This window comes from Dietzia sp. (genome assembly GCF_036741115.1).
Lineage (GTDB): Bacteria > Actinomycetota > Actinomycetes > Mycobacteriales > Mycobacteriaceae > Dietzia.
Window position 1 is genome coordinate 55,327 of the sequence record NZ_DAINST010000002.1, and the last position, 19,824, is coordinate 75,150.

The following is a 19,824-nucleotide window of genomic DNA, read 5'->3' on the forward strand; positions in this document are numbered from 1 at the left end:
TTCGCCGGAGCCGCCGTTTCCGGCTGCTCCGTTCTCGGATTCAGGTCCCTCTGTGAAGGTAGTCATTTCCCCAACAACGTTATGTGACGAACTTTCTTATGCCACCCGGACCGGCCCGGGCTCGCCGAAAGCCCGCAGGAATACCCTTTGTATCCACAGCTTACCGCCCCCATGTGATGTTGCACACACGAAACGGATGCCGGTCGGATCAGGGCTCTCGCAGCTTCGACCGCAGCCGAGTCTAGTCGAGTTCCCTTCGCCACCCCCTGGGGGCGTGAGCCGCGGGGACCGGGGAGTCGCCCCGCCTGGCCCCAACGATGGAGCCATAGCCGTTGCGGGGCAATACTTGTCCCCTCGAATTCCGGCCCGTGGCGCCCTGGCGCAATGCACCCGCTACGATTCCGAGGCGTCGAGGCAGGCGGTTGCCGGCCCGAATCCGGCACGACACCAGCCCGGAAAGGACTCCATGTCCACCCCAGGGAATACGGAACCCGAACCGAAACCAGACCGATCCGGCAGCAGCGCCGGCGCCGGTTCCACATCCACACACAAGACTGACGGCGGAGGAAACGGGCGCGACCGCGGCCGGCGTCGCCGCCGGGTCTACGGAGGGAAGACTGCGAGCGAGCGCGAGAGCGCGCGGCGGCTGGCTCTTCTCGACGCCGCATTCCACCTCGTCGGCGCCAACGGCTACGGCGCTGCCACCGTGCGCGCGATTTGTCGGCAGGCAGGGCTGTCCGAACGCTATTTCTACGAGAGCTTCTCCTCGCGAGGTGACATCCTCGCGACTCTGTACGACCAGCACATCGAGGAGATCCGCGACCGCGTGCTCGCCGCGGTCGCCGAGGTCGCCGAGGACGACGTCGCGGAGGCCGAAAAGTCCGGAGCAGTCCATCCGCTCATCACCGCGGCGACCCGCGGCTATGTCGAGTACTGCCTCGAGGACCCGCTGCGCGCGAACATCACGGTGATCGACGCGACGACTGCGGGCGCGGACAGGGAGGACGGCCTCATCCCGTCGGCAAATTTCTCGTTCAGTCGGCTCATCGAGGACTACGCGGTCGCGCTCCTCGGCCGCCCGCACCCACGGCTGCGCGAGTGCTCGATCGGCATGGTCGGCTTCTCCTCGCGACTGCTCAACTGGTGGTACACGAGCGGCAAGCGCGGGGACGGCTCCGAGCTGGTCGAGCCGATCACGCTGATGCTCCAGGCGATGATCGACCGGATGGCCACCGAGCTCTCGTCGGAGGACGCCGGTGGCTCCGACGATTCCTTCACCTCGGTGCGCGAACACCTCAGCCGCCCGCGGCCCGCGCGCACCGAGGAGCCCTAGAGTCCGCGCGAGATCAGTTCCTTCATGATCTCGTTGGCGCCGCCGTAGATCCTCGCGACGCGGGCGGCGGCATACATCTGCGCGATGGGGTACTCCATCATGTAGCCGTAGCCGCCGAAGAGTTGGAGGCAGCGGTCGGTGACCTCCCCGAGCACCTCGGTGCAATGGAGCTTCATCATCGAGGCCGTCGCGGCGTCGAGTGTCCCGTCGAGGAGCATCTGGACGCCGAGGTCCGCCATGGTGCGCGCGGCGAGGACCTTGGACTTGCAGTCGGCGAGCTCGAACTTCGTGTTCTGGAAATCGAAGATCGTTTGCCCGAACGCGCCGCGCTCCTTGGTGTACGCAATGGTGTCGAGGATCGCGGCCTCGGCCATGCCCACCGAATCCACGGCGATGCTCAGGCGCTCGCGCGGCAGCTGCTTCATCAGCTGGTAGAAGCCCTGGCCCTCCTCCTCGCCGATGAGGTTCTCGGCCGGCACTCGGAGGTCGTTGAAAAAGAGCTCGGCCGTGTCTGCGCCCCGGCGGCCGATCTTGTCGAGCACCCGGCCCACCGAGTAGCCCTCGCTCTCGGCATCGACCACGAAGAGCGAAATCCCCTTGTGCCCGGCCTCTGCGTCGGTCTTCGCCACGACGACTACGGTGTCGGCCGATCCGCCGTTGGTGATAAACGTCTTGGACCCGTTGATCACGTAGGAATCGCCGTCGCGCTTCGCGGTGGTACGAACGCCCTTGAGGTCGGAGCCGGCCCCCGGCTCGGTCATGGCCACGGCGGCGATCTTCTCGCCGGAACCGATCGCCGGAAGCCAGGTCTTCTTCTGCTCCTCGGTGCCGTATTCGACGATGTAGTGCGGGGTGATGGTCGAGCCCACTCCGTAACCGAACGCCGTGTCCTTCGCCAGGCACAGCTCGTCGGCGACGAGCATCTCCATCGCGGCGTCGCCGCCCTGCCCGCCGTACTCCTCGGGCATGTCCACGCCCACGAGGCCGGCGGCCGCGGTCTTGCGCCACGTCTCCCGATCGACGTAGTGCTGCTCCGCCCACTTCTCCTGGTTGGGGGTCATCTCCTTGGCGAAGAATTCGCGGGCGTGGGCGCGGAGGGCCTGGTGGTCCTCGCCTTCCCAGCTCGGGCGGTATTCGGGAAACAGTGCACCCATGGTCGGCTCCAATCGGATCGTATGTGAGTAAGCCCACAATAACCCGCGAGCCGCCCGGCTACCTGCCCAGTGCCTCCCACGCCTGGGCGGCGAGCTCCGGGCTAGCGGCCGCGACGACCGTTCCTCCCGCGATGGGGCTCTGCCCCCCCGGGCCCTCGATCACCCCACCGGCGCCCTCGACGATGGGGATGAGCGCGACGATGTCGTGCGGCCCCAGCGTCGCCTCGACCACGAGGTCCACCCGTCCCGCCGCGAGCTGGCAGTAGGCATAGCAGTCGCCGCCGTAGCGGCCGAGCCGCACCGCTCCCGCGAGCGCCGCGTACTCCAGCCCGGAGCCGTCGAACATCGACGGGTGGGTGGAGTACAGCACGGCATCGGAGAGCTCGGTGCAGCCGCTCACGCGCAGCTCCTCGCGCTCGGGGGCGCCGGCGTCGACGAGCGCTCCGCGGCGCAGCACCTCGGCGGTTCCGTCCACGGAGCGGTAAGTCTCGCCGAGCACCGGCTGGTCCATCCACCCGGCGACGGCGCGCCCGTCCTCGACGACCCCGATGAGCGTGCCCCAGCCCGCCATGCCCGTGACGAACGCCTTGGTGCCGTCGATCGGGTCGAGGTACCAGCACCGGGCTGCGTCCTCGGCGCCCGAGGCGCCCTCTTCCTCGCCGATGATCCGATCGTCGGGCCAGCGCTCCTCGATCCCGGCGCGTAGGACCGCCTCGATCCGGGTGTCCGCTTCCGTCACCGGGTCGAAGGCGCGCGATCCGCTCGAGCCCCTGCCTTCGGCCCCCTTGTCCCGGGTGCCCTGTTCGCCGCCGCGGGCGAAGAAGTACCGCGCCGCGATGGCGCGCGTTTCGTCGAGCAGCTCGGTCACGGATTCCAGCGCGGGTTCGGGCTCCACCGCGGACTCGGCCCGCCTGATGCGCCCCGCCTGTTCGCCGTCACTCATGGCCGCGCTCCCTTCTCCGGGCCCGCGGGGCCCGGTTCGCCTGTGGAGAGTAAACCAGTAATCATGACGACGGACGCCACAACCCCCTCGCCCTCCGAACCCCCGACCGACGCCGCCGCGCTCGGCGATTTCACGGACGCCGCCGCCCGCTCGCGCAAGGGCGTGCCGCTATCGGTCCTCGACCTCGTCGGCGTCTCCACCGATGCCGGGACGGCGCTCGGCGCCTCGATGGAATCCATCGCCGCGGCCGAGGACGCCGGCTACTTCCGCTACTGGTACGCCGAGCACCACAACACCGAGGGCGTGGCGAGCTCGGCGACCTCGGTGATCATCGCGAGGGCCGCCGCGGCGACGGAGTCGATCCGCGTGGGCTCCGGCGGGATCATGCTGCCGAACCACGCGCCGCTGCAGGTCGCCGAGGATTTCGGGACGATCGCCCAGCTCGAGCCCGGTCGCATCGACCTCGGCCTAGGGCGCGCGCCCGGCACGGATCCGATGACCTCCTCGCTTATCAACCACTTCACCCCCGAGCCGCAGGCCTTCGCGCAGGCGCTCTACGACCTCCAGGGCTGGTTCTCCGCTCGCGGCACCGGCCATTCGACACCGGTGTCCTCGGTGGCCTCGAAGGGCACCGAGGTCCCGCTGTGGGTGCTGGGCTCGACCGTCAACGGCGCCGGAATCGCGGGGCAGCTCGGCCTCCCGTTCGCGGTAGCGAGCCACTTCCAGCCCGAGGGCTTCGAGGACGCGATCGCGCAATACCGCGAGACGTTCTCCACCGAGGCTCCGACTGCCCGGCTGGAGAAGCCGCACGTCATGGTCGCGGTCAACGTCTTCGTCGCGGACACTACCGAGGAGGCGCGCCGGCAGTTCACCACCACCCAGCGCATGTTCCTCGGCATCCGCCGCGGTCGACAGACACGGCTGTCGAAGCCGATCCCCGATCTCGCCGAGGTCGCCACGCCGATGGAGATCGCGATGCTCGATTCGGCGCTGCGGATCAGCGCCGTCGGAACCGCGGACGAGGTGGTCGCCGAGCTCGACGCCCTCGTCGAGCAAACGGGCGCGGACGAGCTCATCACCGTGACCTACGCGCACGATCCGGCCGACAGGATCCGCTCGATGCAGCTCCTCGCCGAGGCCTGGATCGACCGGGAGGCCTAGCCCGGCCGACCGATTCGGATTTCACGGCCTATTCGGACGGCCGACCCGTCTCGCGCTGCACGGCCCCTATGCCGGATTGAGATGCAGCGTGATCGCCGTCGACACCCCGAACACGATGATCGCCGCAATGCCGAGCGCGAGGCCGATGTTCGCGCGTCGCATGTTCGGCTCGATGTCGACGGCCGTATTCGGCACGCGCACGAACAGCGAGAACGCGATGGTGATGAGCGCAGCGACGAGCCCAATGATGTTGAGCACGGGGATCCAGCTGATGAGCAGCGCACCGATGCCATAGACCACGGATTTCGTGCCGAGGTCCATCGGGGTCTTCCCCGGCCGGCCGCGCCGCGCGGAGCGGTCGTAGCGCGAGTTCTCGCCGCCGTCTGCGGCGTCCTCCTCGCCGCGCGGCGAGCGGTAGCGCGGCCCGAAGCCCTTGATCGCCACCGCGCTAGCCCCGCGCCCCGCGCTCGAGCGGGCCGGTGTAGCCGATGTGCGGACCGACGAGGAACTCGAGGATCTGCGCCACCCCGTCGACGTCGTTCGCCGGCGCGACGTACCGGGCCCTGTCGATGACGGCGGGGTGCGCGTTCGCCATGGCGAACGACATCTCGGCGCGGTCGAGCATCTCGAGGTCGTTGAGGTAGTCCCCGAAGGCCATGGTCTCGGCAGGCGTGATGCCGAGGCGGTTCTGCAGGCGCTCGAGGGCGACGCCCTTGTCGACGCCGGGCGGCATGAGGTCGACCCAGTGCTTGCCAGAGACCACGACCTCCGCGATATCCGGGAGCCCGGCGGAGCGCAGCGGCGGGGCGAGCACGGTCTCGGCGTCGTCGAAGGTGAACACGGCGACCTTGATCGCTTCTCCCTCGCCGATTTCCAGCAGGTCCGGGACCACCTCGAGTGCGTGGTAGTAGTGGCGCACCTCGCGGAGGAAGTCGGGATCCCCTCGCTCGACATACGCCATGGTCGGCGTGCACACGACGACCCCCGCGCCATCGCGCCCTGTGTAGGAGCCGAACGACCGTGCGACCTCGACCGCGGCGGGTACGACGCCGGCGGGAAGCGGGGAGATCGCGAGGGGCTGGCCGTCGCGCATGACAACGGTGCCGTTCTCGGCGATGACGGTGAGCCCGGCGTGGATGTCGGCGAAGATGCCGGCAAGCGTGGAGTACTGGCGCCCGCTGGCCGGAGCAAAGGCGATCCCGGCGTCGCGCATCGCGCGGATCGCCTCCCATGTGCGCAGGGAGATCTTCCCATCGGCGCCGAGCAGCGTGCCGTCCATATCGCACACCACGAGCCGGACATCGGCGCCCGAGGGCAGCTCGCGGACTGGGGTGGGTTCGGCCTTCGCCGTCATAGACGATTCACTTCCTCGCCGCGGAGCGGGCACGGGTAGCCGCGCGCGCCTCCCGTGGTGTCGGGAATTGGCGCGCGCGGCGGGTTGTATATCTACAGCGCGGGCGGGAGGTGGCGGGCGGGCCCGTATGGAGGCCGGTCGGGCCGGCCGGGCTCGGGCCTGCGCTCACCCGCAGGAGCTGTGGACTACGGGCCCTCGATGTTCGCCGTGATCGGGTCGAGCGAACCGGCGAGGGGAAGGCGGATCGCGTTGAAGATGGCGTCCCAGGCCTGCACCAGCATGTCGTAAGGCATCTGTCGATCATCCCTTTGATTCGTAAGTCAATTCCGGCGGCGGAGGCCACCGAATCCCCACCATTGCGCTGCTCGCGCAGAAACGCAAGGTGATGAGGCACACCATAGTATGGATTTCGCTTTATACGACCTGCTCACCGAATTCAGGGGAGACACGATTTGCTCCCGGAGGGCGGGATCGTTGCCTTCTCGTGATCCGGAAGCGCACCCCGCCGGCCCCCTCGCCTCGGTAGCCTGGGGACCATGCCCGCACTCATTTGGCTGGCCGGAGCCGGACTACTCGCGCTTGCCGAAACGGCGAGCGGGGACCTGTTCTTGCTCATGCTCGCCGGTGGCGCGCTCGGCGGGGCGGGTGCCGCGGCGCTCGGGGCTCCGATCTGGTTGCAGGGCATAGTGTTCGCGATCGTCTCCATCGTGCTCGTGCTCGGCGTGCGCCCGCTGGCGAAGAGCCGGCTGCTCGCCGGCACAGGGGCGCACACCAACGTCGATGCACTCACGGGCCGCGAGGCCGAGATCACGGGCGCGATCTCCGGGGCCCCCGGGCTGGTCACGATCGGCGGGGACGAGTGGACGGCGCGGGCGCTGGTCCCGGGCGAGGAATTCGCGGTGGGCGAGCACGTGTGGATCCACGAGATCGACGGCGCCACGGCCATCGTCGCGAAGAAATACGTCTAGGAACATTCTCCCGGGAAACGCATCCAGGACTTGAGGCAGAAGTAGAGAACCGCCGGAACCTCCGGCCGAAGCGTTGGGTTAGGACTGATGCGCCAATGAGCTCCGCACTGATATTCCTGCTGGTCGTGGTGATCCTCGCGGTCGTCATCGTGGCCGGCACGATCAAGCTCATCCCCCAGGCCGAGGCGGCGGTGATCGAGCGCCTCGGCCGCTACCACCGCACGGTCAACGGCCAGCTCACGCTGCTCCTGCCGTTCATCGACCGGATCCGCGCGAAGGTCGACCTCCGCGAGCGCGTCGTCGCGTTCCCTCCCCAGTCGATGATCACCCAGGACAACCTCACGCTGTCCATCGACACGGTCGTGTATTTCCAGGTCACCGATCCCAAGGCGGCAGTGTACGAGATCAACAACTACATCGTCGCCGTCGAGCAGCTCGCGACGACCACCCTGCGCAACGTCGTCGGCGGGCTCACGCTCGAGCAGACGCTCACGAGCCGCGACATGATCAACAAGCAGCTCCGCGGCGTCCTCGATTCCGAGACCGGCCGCTGGGGCCTGCGCGTCGCCCGCGTCGAGCTCCGCTCGATCGACCCGCCGCCCTCCATCCAGGAGTCGATGGAGAAGCAGATGAAGGCCGACCGGGAGAAGCGCGCGATGATCCTCACGGCCGAGGGCCAGCGCGAGGCCTCGATCAAGACCGCCGAGGGCGCGAAGCAGGCGGCGATCCTCGACGCGGAGGGCGCCAAGCAGTCCGCGATCCTCTCGGCCGAGGCCGAGCGGCAGTCTCTCATGCTGCGCGCACAGGGCCAGCGCGCCGCCAAGTACCTCACCGCCGAGGGCGAGGCGGCGGCGATCGCGAAGGTCAACTCCTCGATCAAGGCCTCGAAGCCGAGCCCCGAGATGCTCGCCTACCAGTACGTCCAGAATCTCCCCGAGATGGCGAAGGGCGATGCGGCGACCATGTGGATGGTCCCCTCGCAGTTCGGCGACTCCCTCGAGAAGTTCGCGCGCGCGATGGCCAAGGAGGAGGAGCCGGGCGTCTTCCGCTACGAACCCTCGGACGAGCCGGTGGTCGAGCCCGAGGCGGCGAGTCCACCGGAGGCCTGGTTCGACACCTCCACCGATCCCTCGATCGTCGAGAGCGTCAAGCAGGCCGAGGCCGCGGCCCGCACCACCACCGAGGTGGACGACGCCGCACCTCGTGGTCGCGCCACCCCTCCGCGCCCCGAGGTGTTCGACATGGTCCCGGCGGACGAGGGCGGCTCGGCGACCGGGCGCCCCGGCGCCGCTGCGCCTGGCGGCGCCCAGAGCCAGCAGGGCCCCGATCAGCGAGAACTCGGCCGCCAGGCACCGCAGGATCAGAGCGGCCCGGAATACGGCCGCCACGCGGATCCCGGCGCTGCCGGAGATCCGCGGCAGGCTCCGCAGCGCGAGCCGCAGTTCCGCGGCAATCCCTACGGCCAGGGCCAGCAGGGCATGCCGGGGAATCCGGGGCAGCCCGGCGGCGGCTTCCCCCAGGGTGGCCCGGGACGCTAGCCGTCATCGGCGAGAAGCGGTCCGGAAGCGAGCCCGGCCCCGGCGACGTGGCGTCGCCGGGGCCGGGCTCGTAAGGTCTCGGGTGGACACGGCGCCGCACCCAGGCGGCGCCGGCCGGGACCGAGACGCCACCGGCGCCTCCGCCTCCGGGCGCTCCGGACACTTCGGAAACCCCGCGTCCGGCGTGGCGGCCGGACAACGCCATTACTGCACAGCACGAAGAGGAACGCCCTTGTCGTCGACCGATTGGACCGAGCGCTACCTCGCGCACCCCGATCCCTGGGGGATCACGCCCGCGGCGACGATCGTCTCGCAGGTCGCTTCTGCGCAGGAGGCCGGCCTCGAGCCGGGGACGGCCGTGGACCTCGGCTCCGGCGACGGCCGCCACGCGCGTTGGCTCGCCGGGCTCGGCTGGAACGTGTCGGCGGTGGACATCTCCGCGGAGGTCATCGACAGCGCACGCGAGCGCGATTCGGACGAAGGCAGGCCCGGGCACGTCGAATGGATCGCCGCCGACGGTCTGGAATGGGAGCCCGAGAGCCCCGTCGACCTCGTGGTCGTCGGATTCCTCCAGCTCCCCGCCGATACGCTCGGGGCGATACTGCGCCGCGCCGCGGGCTGGCTCGCGCCCGGCGGGCATCTCGTCTACCTCGGGCACGCGGCAGAGAACATGCGCCGCGGCGTCGGCGGGCCGCAGGACCCGAGCACGCTTCCGTCGATCGAGGAGCTCGCGGCCGCAGCGAAAGGACTGCGCGTGCTCTCGCTGCGGCACGATATCCGTCCGGCCGGCACTGCCGTGGCGGTCGACGTCATCCTCCATGCCGCCGCCTGGGCGGACTAGCCGGACCGGCGACCCACGCGCAACCACACGACGAATCCCCACACCACGAACGCCGCGTACACCAGGTACAGCGCGGCCGAGGGGTAGTACCCGGCCTTGAGCAGCAGCGGGACACCGACCACGTCGACCGCGATCCACAGTAACCAGAACTCTGTCCAGCCGCGCGCCATCCCGTAGGTCGCGAGAAGGGATCCCATGAAGATCCACGCGTCGGCGACGGGCCCCCACGAGCCGAGGGCGGAGAAGAGGAAGGACAGCGCGGCGGTGCCCACGGCCATCGCCACGACGATGCCGATCCGCTGCCGGTTCGTCGCCCAGTGCGGGACGACATCGGTGCCCACGCCGGGCGCGATCCCCGTCCGTCGCGCACGCCTGCGCGTCGACGTCCACGCCCACCAGCCGTAGATGCTCACGGCGCAGAACATCACCTGCCGCCCGGCCTGCCCGTAGAGGTCGAGGTCCTGCGGGGTGTGGAAGACGCCGCCGAGGAAGACCGTGAAGAGCAGGAGATTCCCGACGATCCCCACCGGCCAGGCCCACGACTGCCGGCGCATCCCTCCGATCGCGGAGGCGACGCCGAAGACGTTGCCGACGATCTCGCGCCACAGGATCGGCACGCCGCCGATCGTGAGCTGCGCGTCGAGGAAATCGAAGAGGAGGCCCTGGGGGCTCATCGGGCGCTCACCGGCACGGATGCTGAGACAGCGATGGCGATGGCGCCGATTCTGATGTCGGCGATGCCCATCACGCCCCGAGGACCAGGCGGTCCCCCTGCACGGCGACGGGTACCACGTCGAGCGGGCGCTGCGCCGGCGGGTTGGTCACCTTCCCCGTCGCGGCGTCGAACTGCGAGCCGTGGAGCGGGCACCGCAGCGACATCCCGTCGGCGACCTTGATCCGCGCGCCCTGGTGCGTGCACGACGCGGAGAACGCGACGAACTCGCCTTCGCTCGGCTGCGCGACGACGACCCCGGCGCCTCCCGCGTCGACCACCTTCGCGGTGCCCACGGGGATGTCGGCGGCGGCGATGGAGGTCGACGGCGCCGTGGTCGTGGCCTGGGCCGTCGACTGCGGCTCCCGGTTGGTCATCGGCCCCGAGCACGCCGCGAGGGTTCCGGGAAGGAGGATGACGCCGGGCAACGCGGCCAGCACGGCTCGCCGCGATTGCCCGCAGCCGGTTGCCGGTCGGTCGGCGGGCGCTCCGGAATCGGCGGAGGATGGGTTCTCTCGCATGGAATTTATGCTAGACCCCGCAGAAGCGGATCCGGACAACGAGACCGTCCGGTTACTACGAGACCGCCCAGCGATTCAGTTCCCGGCGGCCGGTGAGGAGAACAGCCCATGATGGTCGACCGGCTGCGGCCGCACGCGCAGACGATCTTCGCCGAGGTCTCGGAGGCCGCGGTGCGGCACGGGGCGATCAACCTCGGACAGGGCTTCCCCGATACCGACGGCCCCGCCGGGATGCTTGAGGTGGCCGCGGAGGCGATCACGGGCGGCGGCCACAACCAGTACCCGCCGGGCCGCGGAACGCCCGAGCTGCGCGCCGCCGTCGCGCGGCAGGTCCTCCGCGACCAGGGGCTCTCCTACGATCCGGACGGCGAGATCATCGCCACGGTCGGCGCCACCGAGGGCATCGCCGCGGCGCTCCTCGGGCTCGTCGAACCCGGCGAAGGCGTGGTGCTCATAGAGCCGTACTACGACTCGTATTCGGCCGTCGTTGACCTCGCGGGCGCGCGCAAGCTCACCGTCCCCCTGGTGCCCGCAGACGGCGGATTCGCCCTCGACAGGGACGCGCTGGCGGCGGCCTGCGCGCGGAAGGGGACGTCCGCCGTCATCGTCAACAGCCCCCACAATCCCACGGGCGCTGTACTCTCCGAGGGGGACCTGGAGGCCATCGCCGCGCAGTGCCGCGAGCACGGGATCGTGGCCATCTCGGACGAGGTCTACGAACATCTCGTCTACGACGGGCGCGAGCACCGCTCGATTGCCGAGTTGCCCGGTATGCGCGAGCGCACGCTGCGGGTGTCGAGCGCGGCGAAGAGCTTCAACTGCACGGGCTGGAAAGTCGGCTGGGTCACGGGTCCGGCTTCGCTCGTCGAGGGCGCGCTCGCGGCCAAGCAGTACCTGAGTTTCTCGGCAGGCACGCCACTCCAGCTCGCTGTCGCGCACGCGCTCGATCACGAGCGCGCGTGGATCTCGGAGCTCCGGGACTCGCTCGCCCACCGCAGGGGCGTGCTCCGCGGCGCGCTCGAGGACGCGGGCTTCGCCGTATCCCGCGGGGAGGGCACGTATTTCCTGCTCGCCGATCCGCGCGGGCTCGGGATCGAGGACGGCGCGGAGCTGTGCCGGCGCATGCCCGCCGAGATCGGCGTGGCCGCCGTGCCGCTCACGCCGTTCGTCGACGCCGCGAGCGCGCCGGACTGGCGGCACCTCGTGCGCTTCGCGTTCTGCAAGCGCGTCGATGTGCTCGCCGAGGCCGGGGAGCTGCTGCGGCGGCTCGGTTAGGGCGCCGGCTCGCAGGCCGCGGCTCCTTGGACCCTGGTCCCAGGCACTGGCCCTAGAACTGGCCCTGGACCCACCACGGCCCGCCCCGGCCCCGCCGTATTACTCCCGGGTGATGGCCTCACCGATCGGGGTCGGCCCATCGGAGAAGGCGATGGTGCGATGTGCGGTGTCCGAGCGCCGCAGGCACGCGACAATCGTGCTCGCCACGTTGCCGCGGCTCGTCTTGCGGTCCTCGCGCTTCTCGTCGCCGACGCCGATGGAACCGGTGGGCTCGTCGAGCGTCAAGGCACCGGGCTGGAGGATCGTCCACTCGAGCTCGGAGGCCCGGAGGTGCTCGTCGGCCGCCGCCTTGGCCTCTGCGTACGGATAGAAGGAATTGTCGGGATCGACGCCGTGATCGGGACCTGCGCCGTCATACGAGACGATGATGTAGCGCTCGACCCCCGCCTTTTTCGCGGCATCCATGGATCGGATCGCGGCGTCGCGGTCGACGGCGTAGGTGCGGTCCGGGTTCCCTCCGCCCGCTCCGGCGGAGAAGATGACGCCGTCGGTCCCCTCGAACGCGGCGGCGAGGGCATCGACGTCCGCCGTCTCGATGTCGAGGACGAGAGGCGCCGCGCCGACGGCCTCGATATCCGCCGCATGGTCGGCGTTGCGGATGACAGAGGTGACCTGGTCGTCGTGCTGGGCGAGGAGTTCCGCCGTGCGGAGGGCGACCTTTCCGTGGCCGCCGAGGATCGTGTAGTGGCTCATGCCCCTGGTCTACCACCGCGAGGGGCCCGCTCGCCGCGATTCGAGCAGCGACGCGGAATGCGAGACGTGCCGGCTAACGCGTGTGCGCGGCCCGGAGACGGGGTTGGGAACCCCCGCCCCCGCTGCCGAGGTGCCCCGCGGGGCACCCCTGAGAGGCCGCGCCAGATGAGCACACGGGTCACATGCGCCACATGCGAGTCCGCCGCTGGTCCGCGCCGGGGCGCCTCTGCGACACTTGGAATGCGATAAGGATTTGCTCATTTGTCCAGATAACAACTCTATAAAGTAGCCCCGTGCAGGCTCGGCGGGGTTGGATCCTCGGCACCGAACCGGCACAATGGCAAACGCTGCGCACATCAATTGGTGGGTTGTGGTTCCAGTGGGATCTGGGGGGACCTTCGCCACCTGAGGTAAGTCCGAACCGGACCGCGAGACTGGTCCACTTCGCTGGAAGCGCCGGGCCGTTGTGGTTTCACGCCCCGCCTCCGCACGCACCGAGCGATCTTCCGGAACATGCCCTGTTTCGGCCAGCACGTCACAACAGCTAGCGCGATCGAGGTTTTTTAGCATGAGAAGGCTCCGTAGCCGAGCAACGACGACAGCGGCAGTCATCACTGCCATCGCCGCATTGACTCTCGGCGGCTGCACCATCCCGGTTTCGGACAACGGGCCCGGCGGTGCAGAGGAGTCTGCAGAAGCCGCGAAGGCGAAGATCGACTATTCGTTCGACAAGAACGCCGACGATGTCGCCCCGCGTTCCGCGAAGGTCGACATCTCGAACGGCACCATTACCGACGTCGTCCTCGTGCCCTCGGAGCCCGGCACGTCTCCGGAGCCCGCCGCGAACGTCTCCACCCTCGCGGAGAGCGGCTCGCCCGGCACCTCGGCCGCGGACGACTCGGCCGCGCCGAGTAGCTCCGCCGCGAAGGTTCCCTCCTCGAAGGACAACCCGAACGCGATCCCCGGAACCGTCGCGCCCGGTGGAACCTCGTGGACCCCCGACGTGCCTCTGGACTTCGGCCAGCACTACACCGCCGAGGTCGTCTACGAGAACAGCGACGGCAAGGCGGCAACCGATACCCGCGAGTTCACGACCATCTCCCCCGAGGTCACAGCAGAGCCGACGCTGATAACCACCGGCGGCGGCACCGTCGAGAGCAACCGCGAGTACGGCGTGGGCTTCGTCTTCGGCGTCCGCTTCGACACCCCGCCGAAGGACCGCGACAAGGCCCTCGAGCACATGAAGGTCACGACGGACCCGCAGGTCGAGGGCAACTGGTACTGGATAACGCCGACCCAGGCCGACTGGCGCCCGAAGGACTTCTACGCCCCGGGCACCAAGGTCAATATCGACATCGACCTCAAGGGCGTCGACCTCGGTGAGGGCCAGTTCGGCGGCGGCGAGCACGAGACCGCGAACTTCACCATCGGCGCCAAGCGCGAGGCCATCGTCGACGACAACGACAAGATCCTGCGCATGTACGAAAACGGCGAACTCATCAACGAGCTCCCCACCTCGATGGGCAAGGGCGGCTACGCGAACTACAACGGCACGTCCATGCACTTCTGGACCCCCCAGGGCACCATGACGGTCCTCGACAAGTCCCCGCAGGTCGAGATGGACTCCGAGACCTACGGCTTCCCCATCGCCAATGGCGGTTACAAGACCACCGTGGCCGACGGTGTCCGACTCTCCAACGACGGCATCTACACGCACGCACTCGGCAACATCTGGGCGCAGGGCGTGCAGAACACCTCGCACGGTTGCCTCAACCTCTCCCCGGCGAACGCAGAGATCTTCTACAACTGGGCGGTCACCGGCGACGTGGTCCAGGTCAAGAACACCGGCGGCCCCGAGCTCGAGCCGTGGGCCAACGGCGACTGGAACGTCCCGTGGGAGGAGTGGCAGACCGGCCAGGCGGACTTCTAGGTCCCCCTCCCGGGCCCGGCCCGAAGGCCTTCCCGCGATCGCTCTCCAATAATTAATCCTAGGCGGGGACACCGATTCGGTGTCCCCGCCGAGGCGATTTCGCCCACTATCGCCGGCACCCCCGCGCCATCGCAGGCGCATCTGCGCAGCTCCGGGGCGCGTATAGCTGATTTCCACGCCGCTCAGCCCGGGGCTCACACGGGATTCCCAGAATTCGGTGGTAGGAAATTGTCAATCGATCGGGAACATTTGCGGCAGCTGGCGAGTCCCATGACCATCGAGAGCTCGGTGTAGACCTTCATCGGGCAGGTCTCGTGGACCGGCTCCCGCCTGTTCGCGCATCAGATCGGCACCAACTCCGCGGCACATGGCCGCAAGGTGGAGGAGAACCAGTGGACACGACCAGGACGAACCCCCAACCCGGGGAGGATCCGTCGATGGGCGACGGGGACGACTTCGGCGGCGATATCAGCCTGCTCGCCATCGCCCCGGCCGAGGTACCCGAGGACGTTTTCGCCCAGGCACTCTCCGTCGCCGTCGACCCGTCGACCCCGCCGCTCGACGAGGACCTCGTTGGCGAACTCCTGCCCGACGAGCCCGCCCTCGCCGGCACGGGGGACGACATCGACCTTTCCGATTTCGACGATTCCACAATCGGCGACCCCGATCTCGACGATCCGGGAGCCGACGATGTCTTGCAAGACCTGCACGGGGATCCCGGTTTCGAGCCCAACGGGGACGACGTTCTCGGCTCCGACCCAGCAATCGATCACAATCAATCAGACGGATCCGACGATGTTGCCTATACGGAACATGGGCAGACCGGTATCCTCGATTCGGACACCGGGGGGACATTCGACGACATTCCGTCAGTGGATGATGCCTAGTACCCTCCCACCGACCGAAGGGACGCCGCGCGTGGAATCCACGGACCTGGAGCTGCTCGACCGTGCGCGCGCCGGGGATCAACGGGCCTTCGGCGAACTCGTGAGCAGGTACAAGGGCCGCACGTGGGCGGTGTGCCTGCGCATCGCGGGCAACCCGCACGATGCCGAGGACGCGCTCCAGAACGCGTTGACGGCGGCGTGGCAGAATCTCGACAAGTTCCGCGGCGACGCCCGCTTCTCCACCTGGCTCCACCGCATCGCCGCGAACGCCGCCCTAGCGGTGATCCGCAAGCGGCGCGAGACGCCGGACGAGAACATCAACCAGGGCCTCGCCTCGGACGCCCCGAGGATCGACGAGCGCGTGGCGGTCGTCGAGGCCGTACAGTCCGCGCTCTCCGACCTTCCCGAGGCCTTCCGCGAGGCGATCGTCCTACGCGAATACGCCGAGCTCACCTATGCCGATATCGCCACCCACCAGGGCGTCCCAGTCCAGACCGTGAAGAGCAGGATCAACCGCGGGCGCACGCAGCTCCGCGAAATCCTCGCCCCGGTGATCTGATTCCCTCCCGGAGCGATTAGCGCGCTGCCGCTTCAAGCCCTACTGATTCAGGCCTTGCCGCTTCAGGCCTGGCTGGATCAGGCCCTGCCGGCCGGCCTCACGCTCCCTGGAATCCCGACTTCTCCCAGAATTGCGCCGTGACCTCGGGCGAGCCGGGGAAGATATCGGTGACGACCACCTGCGAGCGCGGGTGGAGCACGGTCAGGGCCGTGTAGCCGTCGCCGTCCTCCTCGTATCCCTTCCAGTCCCCGGAGTGTGAGTCGAGGCGGGACACGGCGGCCTTGTCGGTCTGCGGATTGTCCACTCGCCCACCGAGGCCGGCCTCGAGCTCGTTGACCGAGGTCCCCTCGGCGTACATCGAAAAGGTCAGCGAGGTGCGATCTCCGATCCCCATTCCCGTCGCGTCGAACGTGCAACGGGCACCGTCGAGCTGGGTGCCGGACTCCGATTGCATCGGCTTGCTCTCGCAATCGGTGTGGTCCCGGATCGGAGACGGCAGCGCGGCGGCGAACTCCTGCGGGGTCGCCGGAGGGGTCAGCGGACCGTCGTCCTTCGCAAAGGGGCCGACCTTCGCCACGTAGGCACCGCCGACCAGGGCGGCCACGAACACGATGGCCCCGGCGACGCCGCCGCCCACGAGGGTTCCGCGCCGCGACATCACTGTTGTCTTCCGGCTCTTCGCCGCGCCTGCGCCGCCTGTCCGCGAGGCCGCACCGGTGTCGATCCCGCTTCTCGGGGCCTCCGGCGCTCCGCCACGCGCGCCGCCAACAACGCTGGCTCCCGCGGGACCCCCTGCTCCGCCTACTTGCCCCGCCGCCATCCCGGCGCCCTGACCGAACCCGGCGTCGGCCCCCGAAACGGTTCCGGCGCTGGCCCCCGCGCCGCGGGAGCGCAGGCGCAGCGCACCGATGAGCGCGCCCTGTGCCACGACCGTCTTGGGATCGTCGAGCACGGCGACAGGTGCGACCGACGCGATGCGATCGTGAACAAGGGGGACCTGGCTCGTCCCGCCCGTGAGGAAGACGGACCGCAGGGAATGCGGGGACGCCCCGGCGTCATTCATGGCGGTTCTCGTGAGCTCGAGAGCGCGCTCCACTTCTCCGGAGATGAGCGCGTCGAACTCCGCGCGGGTGATGAGCAGGGACCGGTGCCCGCCCGGGGCCGCGACGGTGATCGACGCCGAACTGCCCTCGCTGAGCACCTCCTTCGCAGAGCGGACGGAGGCGTCGAGTGCGCGGAGAACCTCAGGGGCCGCGCCGGAGCGCAGGGATTCGGCCAGGCGGGCATCGGAATCTTCGAGCTCGTCGAGGACCCAGCCGCGAAGGAGCGCGTCGAGGTTGCGGCCGCCGAGCGCGTTGTCGCCGCGCGCGGAGAGCACCCGGAAATCGCCGGACCCCGTTGCCTCGAGTACGGCAATATCGAGCGTCCCGCCACCGAAATCGAAGACCCCGAGCCGCTCGCCGGCGGCGTAGCGGTCGGCGGCCGTGTAGTAGGTCGCCGCGGCGCGCGGCTCGGAGACGAAGAGAACGGAGCCCGGGTCGATGCCCGCGCGCCGCGCCGCCTCGCGGAGGACGACGAGCTCGCGGTCGCCCCACGCCTCGGGGTGGGTGAGCACGACCGCCTCGGGCGCGTCGCCGCCGTGCCGGCGCGCACCGGTGGCGAACGCCGAGCGAAGCACGGCGGCGACGAGGTCCTCTGCCGATACCGCTACTCCACGGACGTAGAGGCCGCCCTGCGAGACGACCCGCTTGGGGAACGGAACGAACCCCGCCGGGTCCGCGTCCGCGCGGTTGGCCGCCGCCGCGCCCGCGAGGACCTCACCAGTCGGCTCGACGAACACCGACGAGGGCAGGAGATTGCCCGCGTGGGTCAGTGGCAGCGCCTCGACCTTCCCCGGTTCGCGCGGCGACGTGTGCGCCGCCGCGGTGTTCGACGAACCGAAATCGATCGCCAGGATCCAATGGTCTCCCAAGACGGCCCTCACCCTTCATTTCCGTACTTCGCTCGCGGCGCCTGGCGACCACCAAGGGCACCACACCCTTTTTGGTGTAAGTCGAGCCTTCCCTACGAGCAGATAAGGCCCACTTCGCTTTTATACCCACAAGGGGCGGAAACCCGAAATCGCGAATGACGTGCGATTTTCCGAAAGGTAGCTTACTAGCAGACCGTCCGTAACGGATCAACTATCTCACTTATCACGCCACACCCGATTAGAGAAAGCGGGGAACCCGAAATGGCTTCCAAGTTCCACGACCTGCTCCGCAAGCAGATCACCAACGAGTTCGGCGCGATGCAGCAGTACGTCGCCATCGCCGTGTGGGCCGATGCGGCCGATCTCCCGCAGATCGCCTCGCACTTCTACGCCCACTCCCGCGGCGAGCGTAACCACGCGATGATGATGGTCCAGTACCTCCTCGATCGTGGCGAGCAGATCGATTTCGACCAGGTCGAGGCCCCGCGCAGCGATTTCGAATCGCCCGCCGACGCGTACCGCGCCGCCCAAGCCCACGAGGTCAAGGTCACGGGCCAGATCGAGACGCTCTTCCACGCGGCCCGCGAGGAGAACGACCCGCTCGGCGAGCAGTTCATGCTCTGGTTCCTCCGCGAGCAGGTCGAGGAGGTCGCCAACATGGACACGATGGTCACCATCTCCGACCGCGCCGGCGACAACTGGTTCGAGATCGAGACCTACCTCAACCGCGAGTCCGGCTCCGGCGCCTCGAACACCGGCACCCCGCCGGCCACCGCGGGCGGCGCGATCTAGTTCCCGCACCGCTCCGGCGGCGCAGGTCACCCAACTGCGCATTTACCCCTCACCAGCCCTGACGGCGGAGGTCCCACCTCCGTCGTCGGCGCTATTTCGGCCCGATTCACAGAACTTTCTCGGCCCCCTCTGCGTCCCGTGCCCGCCTCCGACACAGTTCGATCTGGACACTGGAGAGGGTGAGCACGACGAAGCAACAGCCGCACCCGCAGCACCGGCCGGATCCGGAGGATCCCGAGGAGCCGGTGCTCCCGTTCGACGCCGAAGGCGAGATCACCCCGTCTCCCGAGGTCCTCGAGAGCGCATTCGAGGCGGGCAGGAAGCTCCACGAGGGCTTCCTCCCCTACCGATTCGCGATCCAGGAGATCCTCACCAAGCTCGAGATCCTCCGGGACGAGATCGCCGCGGTCGAGGCGTACAACCCGATCGAGCACCTCACGAGCCGGGTCAAGAGTCTCGATTCGATCGTCGGCAAGCTCCGCCGGCGAGGGCTGCCACTCAACGTCGCCTCGATGCACGAGAACCTCGACGACATCGCCGGGGTGCGGGTCACCTGCTCGTTCATCGACGACACCTACCGCATGCAGCAGCTCCTCTCCGCGCAGCCGGATGTCCAGACGCTGCAGATCAAGGACTACATCGCGGAGCCGAAGCAGAACGGGTACCGCGGCCTCCACGCCATCGTCGAGACCCCCGTGCACCTCTCCACCGGCTCGCGGCCGATCCGCGTCGAGATCCAGTTCCGCACGATAGCCATGGACTTCTGGGCGAGCCTGGAGCACAAGACCTTCTACAAGTACGAGGGCGAGGTGCCGCCGCACCTCGTCTCGGAGCTCGCCGATGCGGCACAGACCGCGAACCTCCTCGACCGCCGGATGGAGGCCATCCACCGCGATATCCGCGGCGGCTGAGCCGGACCGACTCACGGAAAGCCGACCACGCCGACTAGGGGATTGGGCCTACCATCACCAACATGAGCACCTCGAGCACGCCAACACCGCTACCCCGGCCTTCGAGCGCGGATGGGACGCGCAGCCACCTGCGCGCCGGCACCGGGCGGAGCCGGGGGATGCGGACCGGACTCTCCGCCACGGCCGCGGCGCTCGTCGTGGGCCTCGCGCTCGGCGGCTG

At 69.1% G+C, this 19,824-nt stretch carries 19 protein-coding genes; 11 read left to right on the plus strand and 8 right to left on the minus strand.

The genetic code is table 11. From position 1 onward, the window contains the following. The first annotated feature begins 466 nt into the window (after window positions 1-466). Window positions 467-1,333, plus strand: coding sequence for a TetR/AcrR family transcriptional regulator (locus V7E05_RS00650; RefSeq protein WP_333617747.1), 867 nt, complete (start codon window positions 467-469; stop codon window positions 1,331-1,333). On the opposite strand, the gene V7E05_RS00655 is transcribed toward V7E05_RS00650, so the two are convergent. Both V7E05_RS00655 and V7E05_RS00660 read right to left on the minus strand, forming a co-directional pair. Beyond that, on the minus strand, window positions 1,330-2,487 hold the full coding sequence (locus V7E05_RS00655) for an acyl-CoA dehydrogenase family protein (RefSeq protein ID WP_333617748.1): 1,158 nt from the start codon (window positions 2,485-2,487) through the stop codon (window positions 1,330-1,332). The two genes, V7E05_RS00650 and V7E05_RS00655, sit on opposite strands and share 4 nt — an antisense overlap. A gap of 58 nt (window positions 2,488-2,545) precedes the next feature. After that, on the minus strand, window positions 2,546-3,430 hold the full coding sequence (locus tag V7E05_RS00660) for an inositol monophosphatase family protein (RefSeq protein ID WP_333617749.1): 885 nt from the start codon (window positions 3,428-3,430) through the stop codon (window positions 2,546-2,548). A 63-nt stretch (window positions 3,431-3,493) separates the two neighbouring features. Between V7E05_RS00660 and V7E05_RS00665 the strand changes: the two genes are divergently transcribed. Next, on the plus strand, window positions 3,494-4,591 hold the full coding sequence (locus V7E05_RS00665; protein ID WP_333617750.1) for an LLM class flavin-dependent oxidoreductase: 1,098 nt from the start codon (window positions 3,494-3,496) through the stop codon (window positions 4,589-4,591). A 66-nt stretch (window positions 4,592-4,657) separates the two neighbouring features. Here the strand turns inward: V7E05_RS00665 and V7E05_RS00670 are convergent, their stop codons facing one another. Together V7E05_RS00670 and V7E05_RS00675 are read right to left on the minus strand one after the other, a co-directional pair. Continuing rightward, window positions 4,658-5,035 carry a hypothetical protein gene (locus V7E05_RS00670; RefSeq protein ID WP_333617751.1) on the minus strand — a complete coding sequence of 126 codons (378 nt, stop codon included), beginning with the start codon at window positions 5,033-5,035 and terminating at the stop codon, window positions 4,658-4,660. A 4-nt stretch (window positions 5,036-5,039) separates the two neighbouring features. Beyond that, on the minus strand, window positions 5,040-5,945 hold the full coding sequence (locus tag V7E05_RS00675; protein WP_333617752.1) for an HAD family hydrolase: 906 nt from the start codon (window positions 5,943-5,945) through the stop codon (window positions 5,040-5,042). A 536-nt stretch (window positions 5,946-6,481) separates the two neighbouring features. Here V7E05_RS00675 and V7E05_RS00680 point away from each other — a divergent pair. The 3 genes from V7E05_RS00680 to V7E05_RS00690 all read left to right on the plus strand — a co-directional run bounded on the left by V7E05_RS00680 (window position 6,482) and on the right by V7E05_RS00690 (window position 9,292). After that, on the plus strand, window positions 6,482-6,913 hold the full coding sequence (locus tag V7E05_RS00680; protein WP_333617753.1) for an NfeD family protein: 432 nt from the start codon (window positions 6,482-6,484) through the stop codon (window positions 6,911-6,913). A gap of 95 nt (window positions 6,914-7,008) precedes the next feature. Continuing rightward, window positions 7,009-8,451, plus strand: a complete 1,443-nt coding sequence (locus tag V7E05_RS00685) for an SPFH domain-containing protein (protein ID WP_333617754.1) — start codon at window positions 7,009-7,011, stop codon at window positions 8,449-8,451. 232 nt (window positions 8,452-8,683) lie between these two features. Further along, complete coding sequence (locus tag V7E05_RS00690; protein ID WP_333617755.1) at window positions 8,684-9,292, plus strand: class I SAM-dependent methyltransferase; 609 nt, start codon at window positions 8,684-8,686, stop codon at window positions 9,290-9,292. On the opposite strand, the gene pnuC is transcribed toward V7E05_RS00690, so the two are convergent. After that, complete coding sequence (gene pnuC / locus V7E05_RS00695) at window positions 9,289-9,966, minus strand: nicotinamide riboside transporter PnuC (RefSeq protein ID WP_333617756.1); 678 nt, start codon at window positions 9,964-9,966, stop codon at window positions 9,289-9,291. The two genes, V7E05_RS00690 and pnuC, sit on opposite strands and share 4 nt — an antisense overlap. A gap of 70 nt (window positions 9,967-10,036) precedes the next feature. Then, on the minus strand, window positions 10,037-10,525 hold the full coding sequence (locus V7E05_RS00700; RefSeq protein ID WP_333617757.1) for a Rieske (2Fe-2S) protein: 489 nt from the start codon (window positions 10,523-10,525) through the stop codon (window positions 10,037-10,039). Between the two features lie 108 nt (window positions 10,526-10,633). On the opposite strand from V7E05_RS00700, the gene V7E05_RS00705 reads away from it, so the two are divergent. Beyond that, the gene (locus V7E05_RS00705; RefSeq protein ID WP_333617758.1) at window positions 10,634-11,800 is read left to right on the plus strand and encodes a pyridoxal phosphate-dependent aminotransferase; all 1,167 of its coding nucleotides are present in this window, start codon (window positions 10,634-10,636) and stop codon (window positions 11,798-11,800) included. A gap of 99 nt (window positions 11,801-11,899) precedes the next feature. Here the strand turns inward: V7E05_RS00705 and V7E05_RS00710 are convergent, their stop codons facing one another. Further along, entirely contained in the window at window positions 11,900-12,553 is a 654-nt protein-coding gene (locus tag V7E05_RS00710) for an SDR family oxidoreductase (RefSeq protein ID WP_333617759.1), read from the minus strand. Window positions 12,554-13,121: 568 nt separating this feature from the next. Here V7E05_RS00710 and V7E05_RS00715 point away from each other — a divergent pair. From V7E05_RS00715 to V7E05_RS00725, 3 genes are all read left to right on the plus strand, one after another. Continuing rightward, window positions 13,122-14,483, plus strand: a complete 1,362-nt coding sequence (locus V7E05_RS00715) for a L,D-transpeptidase (RefSeq protein WP_333617760.1) — start codon at window positions 13,122-13,124, stop codon at window positions 14,481-14,483. A 392-nt stretch (window positions 14,484-14,875) separates the two neighbouring features. Beyond that, on the plus strand, window positions 14,876-15,370 hold the full coding sequence (locus V7E05_RS00720; protein WP_333617761.1) for a hypothetical protein: 495 nt from the start codon (window positions 14,876-14,878) through the stop codon (window positions 15,368-15,370). 31 nt (window positions 15,371-15,401) lie between these two features. Beyond that, window positions 15,402-15,929 (plus strand): RNA polymerase sigma factor, encoded by a 528-nt coding sequence (locus V7E05_RS00725; protein ID WP_333617762.1) that lies wholly within the window; start codon window positions 15,402-15,404, stop codon window positions 15,927-15,929. A gap of 97 nt (window positions 15,930-16,026) precedes the next feature. Here V7E05_RS00725 and V7E05_RS00730 read toward each other — a convergent pair whose 3' ends face one another. Beyond that, entirely contained in the window at window positions 16,027-17,901 is a 1,875-nt protein-coding gene (locus V7E05_RS00730) for an Hsp70 family protein (protein ID WP_333617763.1), read from the minus strand. Window positions 17,902-18,162: 261 nt separating this feature from the next. Here V7E05_RS00730 and V7E05_RS00735 point away from each other — a divergent pair, with 261 nt between their 5' ends. Together V7E05_RS00735 and V7E05_RS00740 are read left to right on the plus strand one after the other, a co-directional pair. Next, on the plus strand, window positions 18,163-18,693 hold the full coding sequence (locus tag V7E05_RS00735) for a ferritin (protein ID WP_333617764.1): 531 nt from the start codon (window positions 18,163-18,165) through the stop codon (window positions 18,691-18,693). Window positions 18,694-18,872: 179 nt separating this feature from the next. Beyond that, a complete protein-coding gene (locus V7E05_RS00740; RefSeq protein WP_333617765.1) occupies window positions 18,873-19,604 on the plus strand; it encodes a GTP pyrophosphokinase in 732 nt (243 codons plus the stop codon). The last annotated feature ends 220 nt before the right edge of the window (window positions 19,605-19,824 follow it).

What these genes read in the sequence shown, in the direction of transcription:
- V7E05_RS00650 (WP_333617747.1), top strand. Translation starts at nt 467, where the DNA reads ATGTCCACCCCAGGGAATACGGAACCCGAACCGAAACCAGACCGATCC.
- V7E05_RS00655 (WP_333617748.1), bottom strand. Translation starts at nt 2,487, where the DNA reads ATGGGTGCACTGTTTCCCGAATACCGCCCGAGCTGGGAAGGCGAGGAC.
- V7E05_RS00660 (WP_333617749.1), bottom strand. Translation starts at nt 3,430, where the DNA reads ATGAGTGACGGCGAACAGGCGGGGCGCATCAGGCGGGCCGAGTCCGCG.
- V7E05_RS00665 (WP_333617750.1), top strand. Translation starts at nt 3,494, where the DNA reads ATGACGACGGACGCCACAACCCCCTCGCCCTCCGAACCCCCGACCGAC.
- V7E05_RS00675 (WP_333617752.1), bottom strand. Translation starts at nt 5,945, where the DNA reads ATGACGGCGAAGGCCGAACCCACCCCAGTCCGCGAGCTGCCCTCGGGC.
- V7E05_RS00680 (WP_333617753.1), top strand. Translation starts at nt 6,482, where the DNA reads ATGCCCGCACTCATTTGGCTGGCCGGAGCCGGACTACTCGCGCTTGCC.
- V7E05_RS00685 (WP_333617754.1), top strand. Translation starts at nt 7,009, where the DNA reads ATGAGCTCCGCACTGATATTCCTGCTGGTCGTGGTGATCCTCGCGGTC.
- pnuC (WP_333617756.1), bottom strand. Translation starts at nt 9,966, where the DNA reads ATGAGCCCCCAGGGCCTCCTCTTCGATTTCCTCGACGCGCAGCTCACG.
- V7E05_RS00700 (WP_333617757.1), bottom strand. Translation starts at nt 10,525, where the DNA reads ATGCGAGAGAACCCATCCTCCGCCGATTCCGGAGCGCCCGCCGACCGA.
- V7E05_RS00705 (WP_333617758.1), top strand. Translation starts at nt 10,634, where the DNA reads ATGATGGTCGACCGGCTGCGGCCGCACGCGCAGACGATCTTCGCCGAG.
- V7E05_RS00710 (WP_333617759.1), bottom strand. Translation starts at nt 12,553, where the DNA reads ATGAGCCACTACACGATCCTCGGCGGCCACGGAAAGGTCGCCCTCCGC.
- V7E05_RS00715 (WP_333617760.1), top strand. Translation starts at nt 13,122, where the DNA reads ATGAGAAGGCTCCGTAGCCGAGCAACGACGACAGCGGCAGTCATCACT.
- V7E05_RS00735 (WP_333617764.1), top strand. Translation starts at nt 18,163, where the DNA reads ATGGCTTCCAAGTTCCACGACCTGCTCCGCAAGCAGATCACCAACGAG.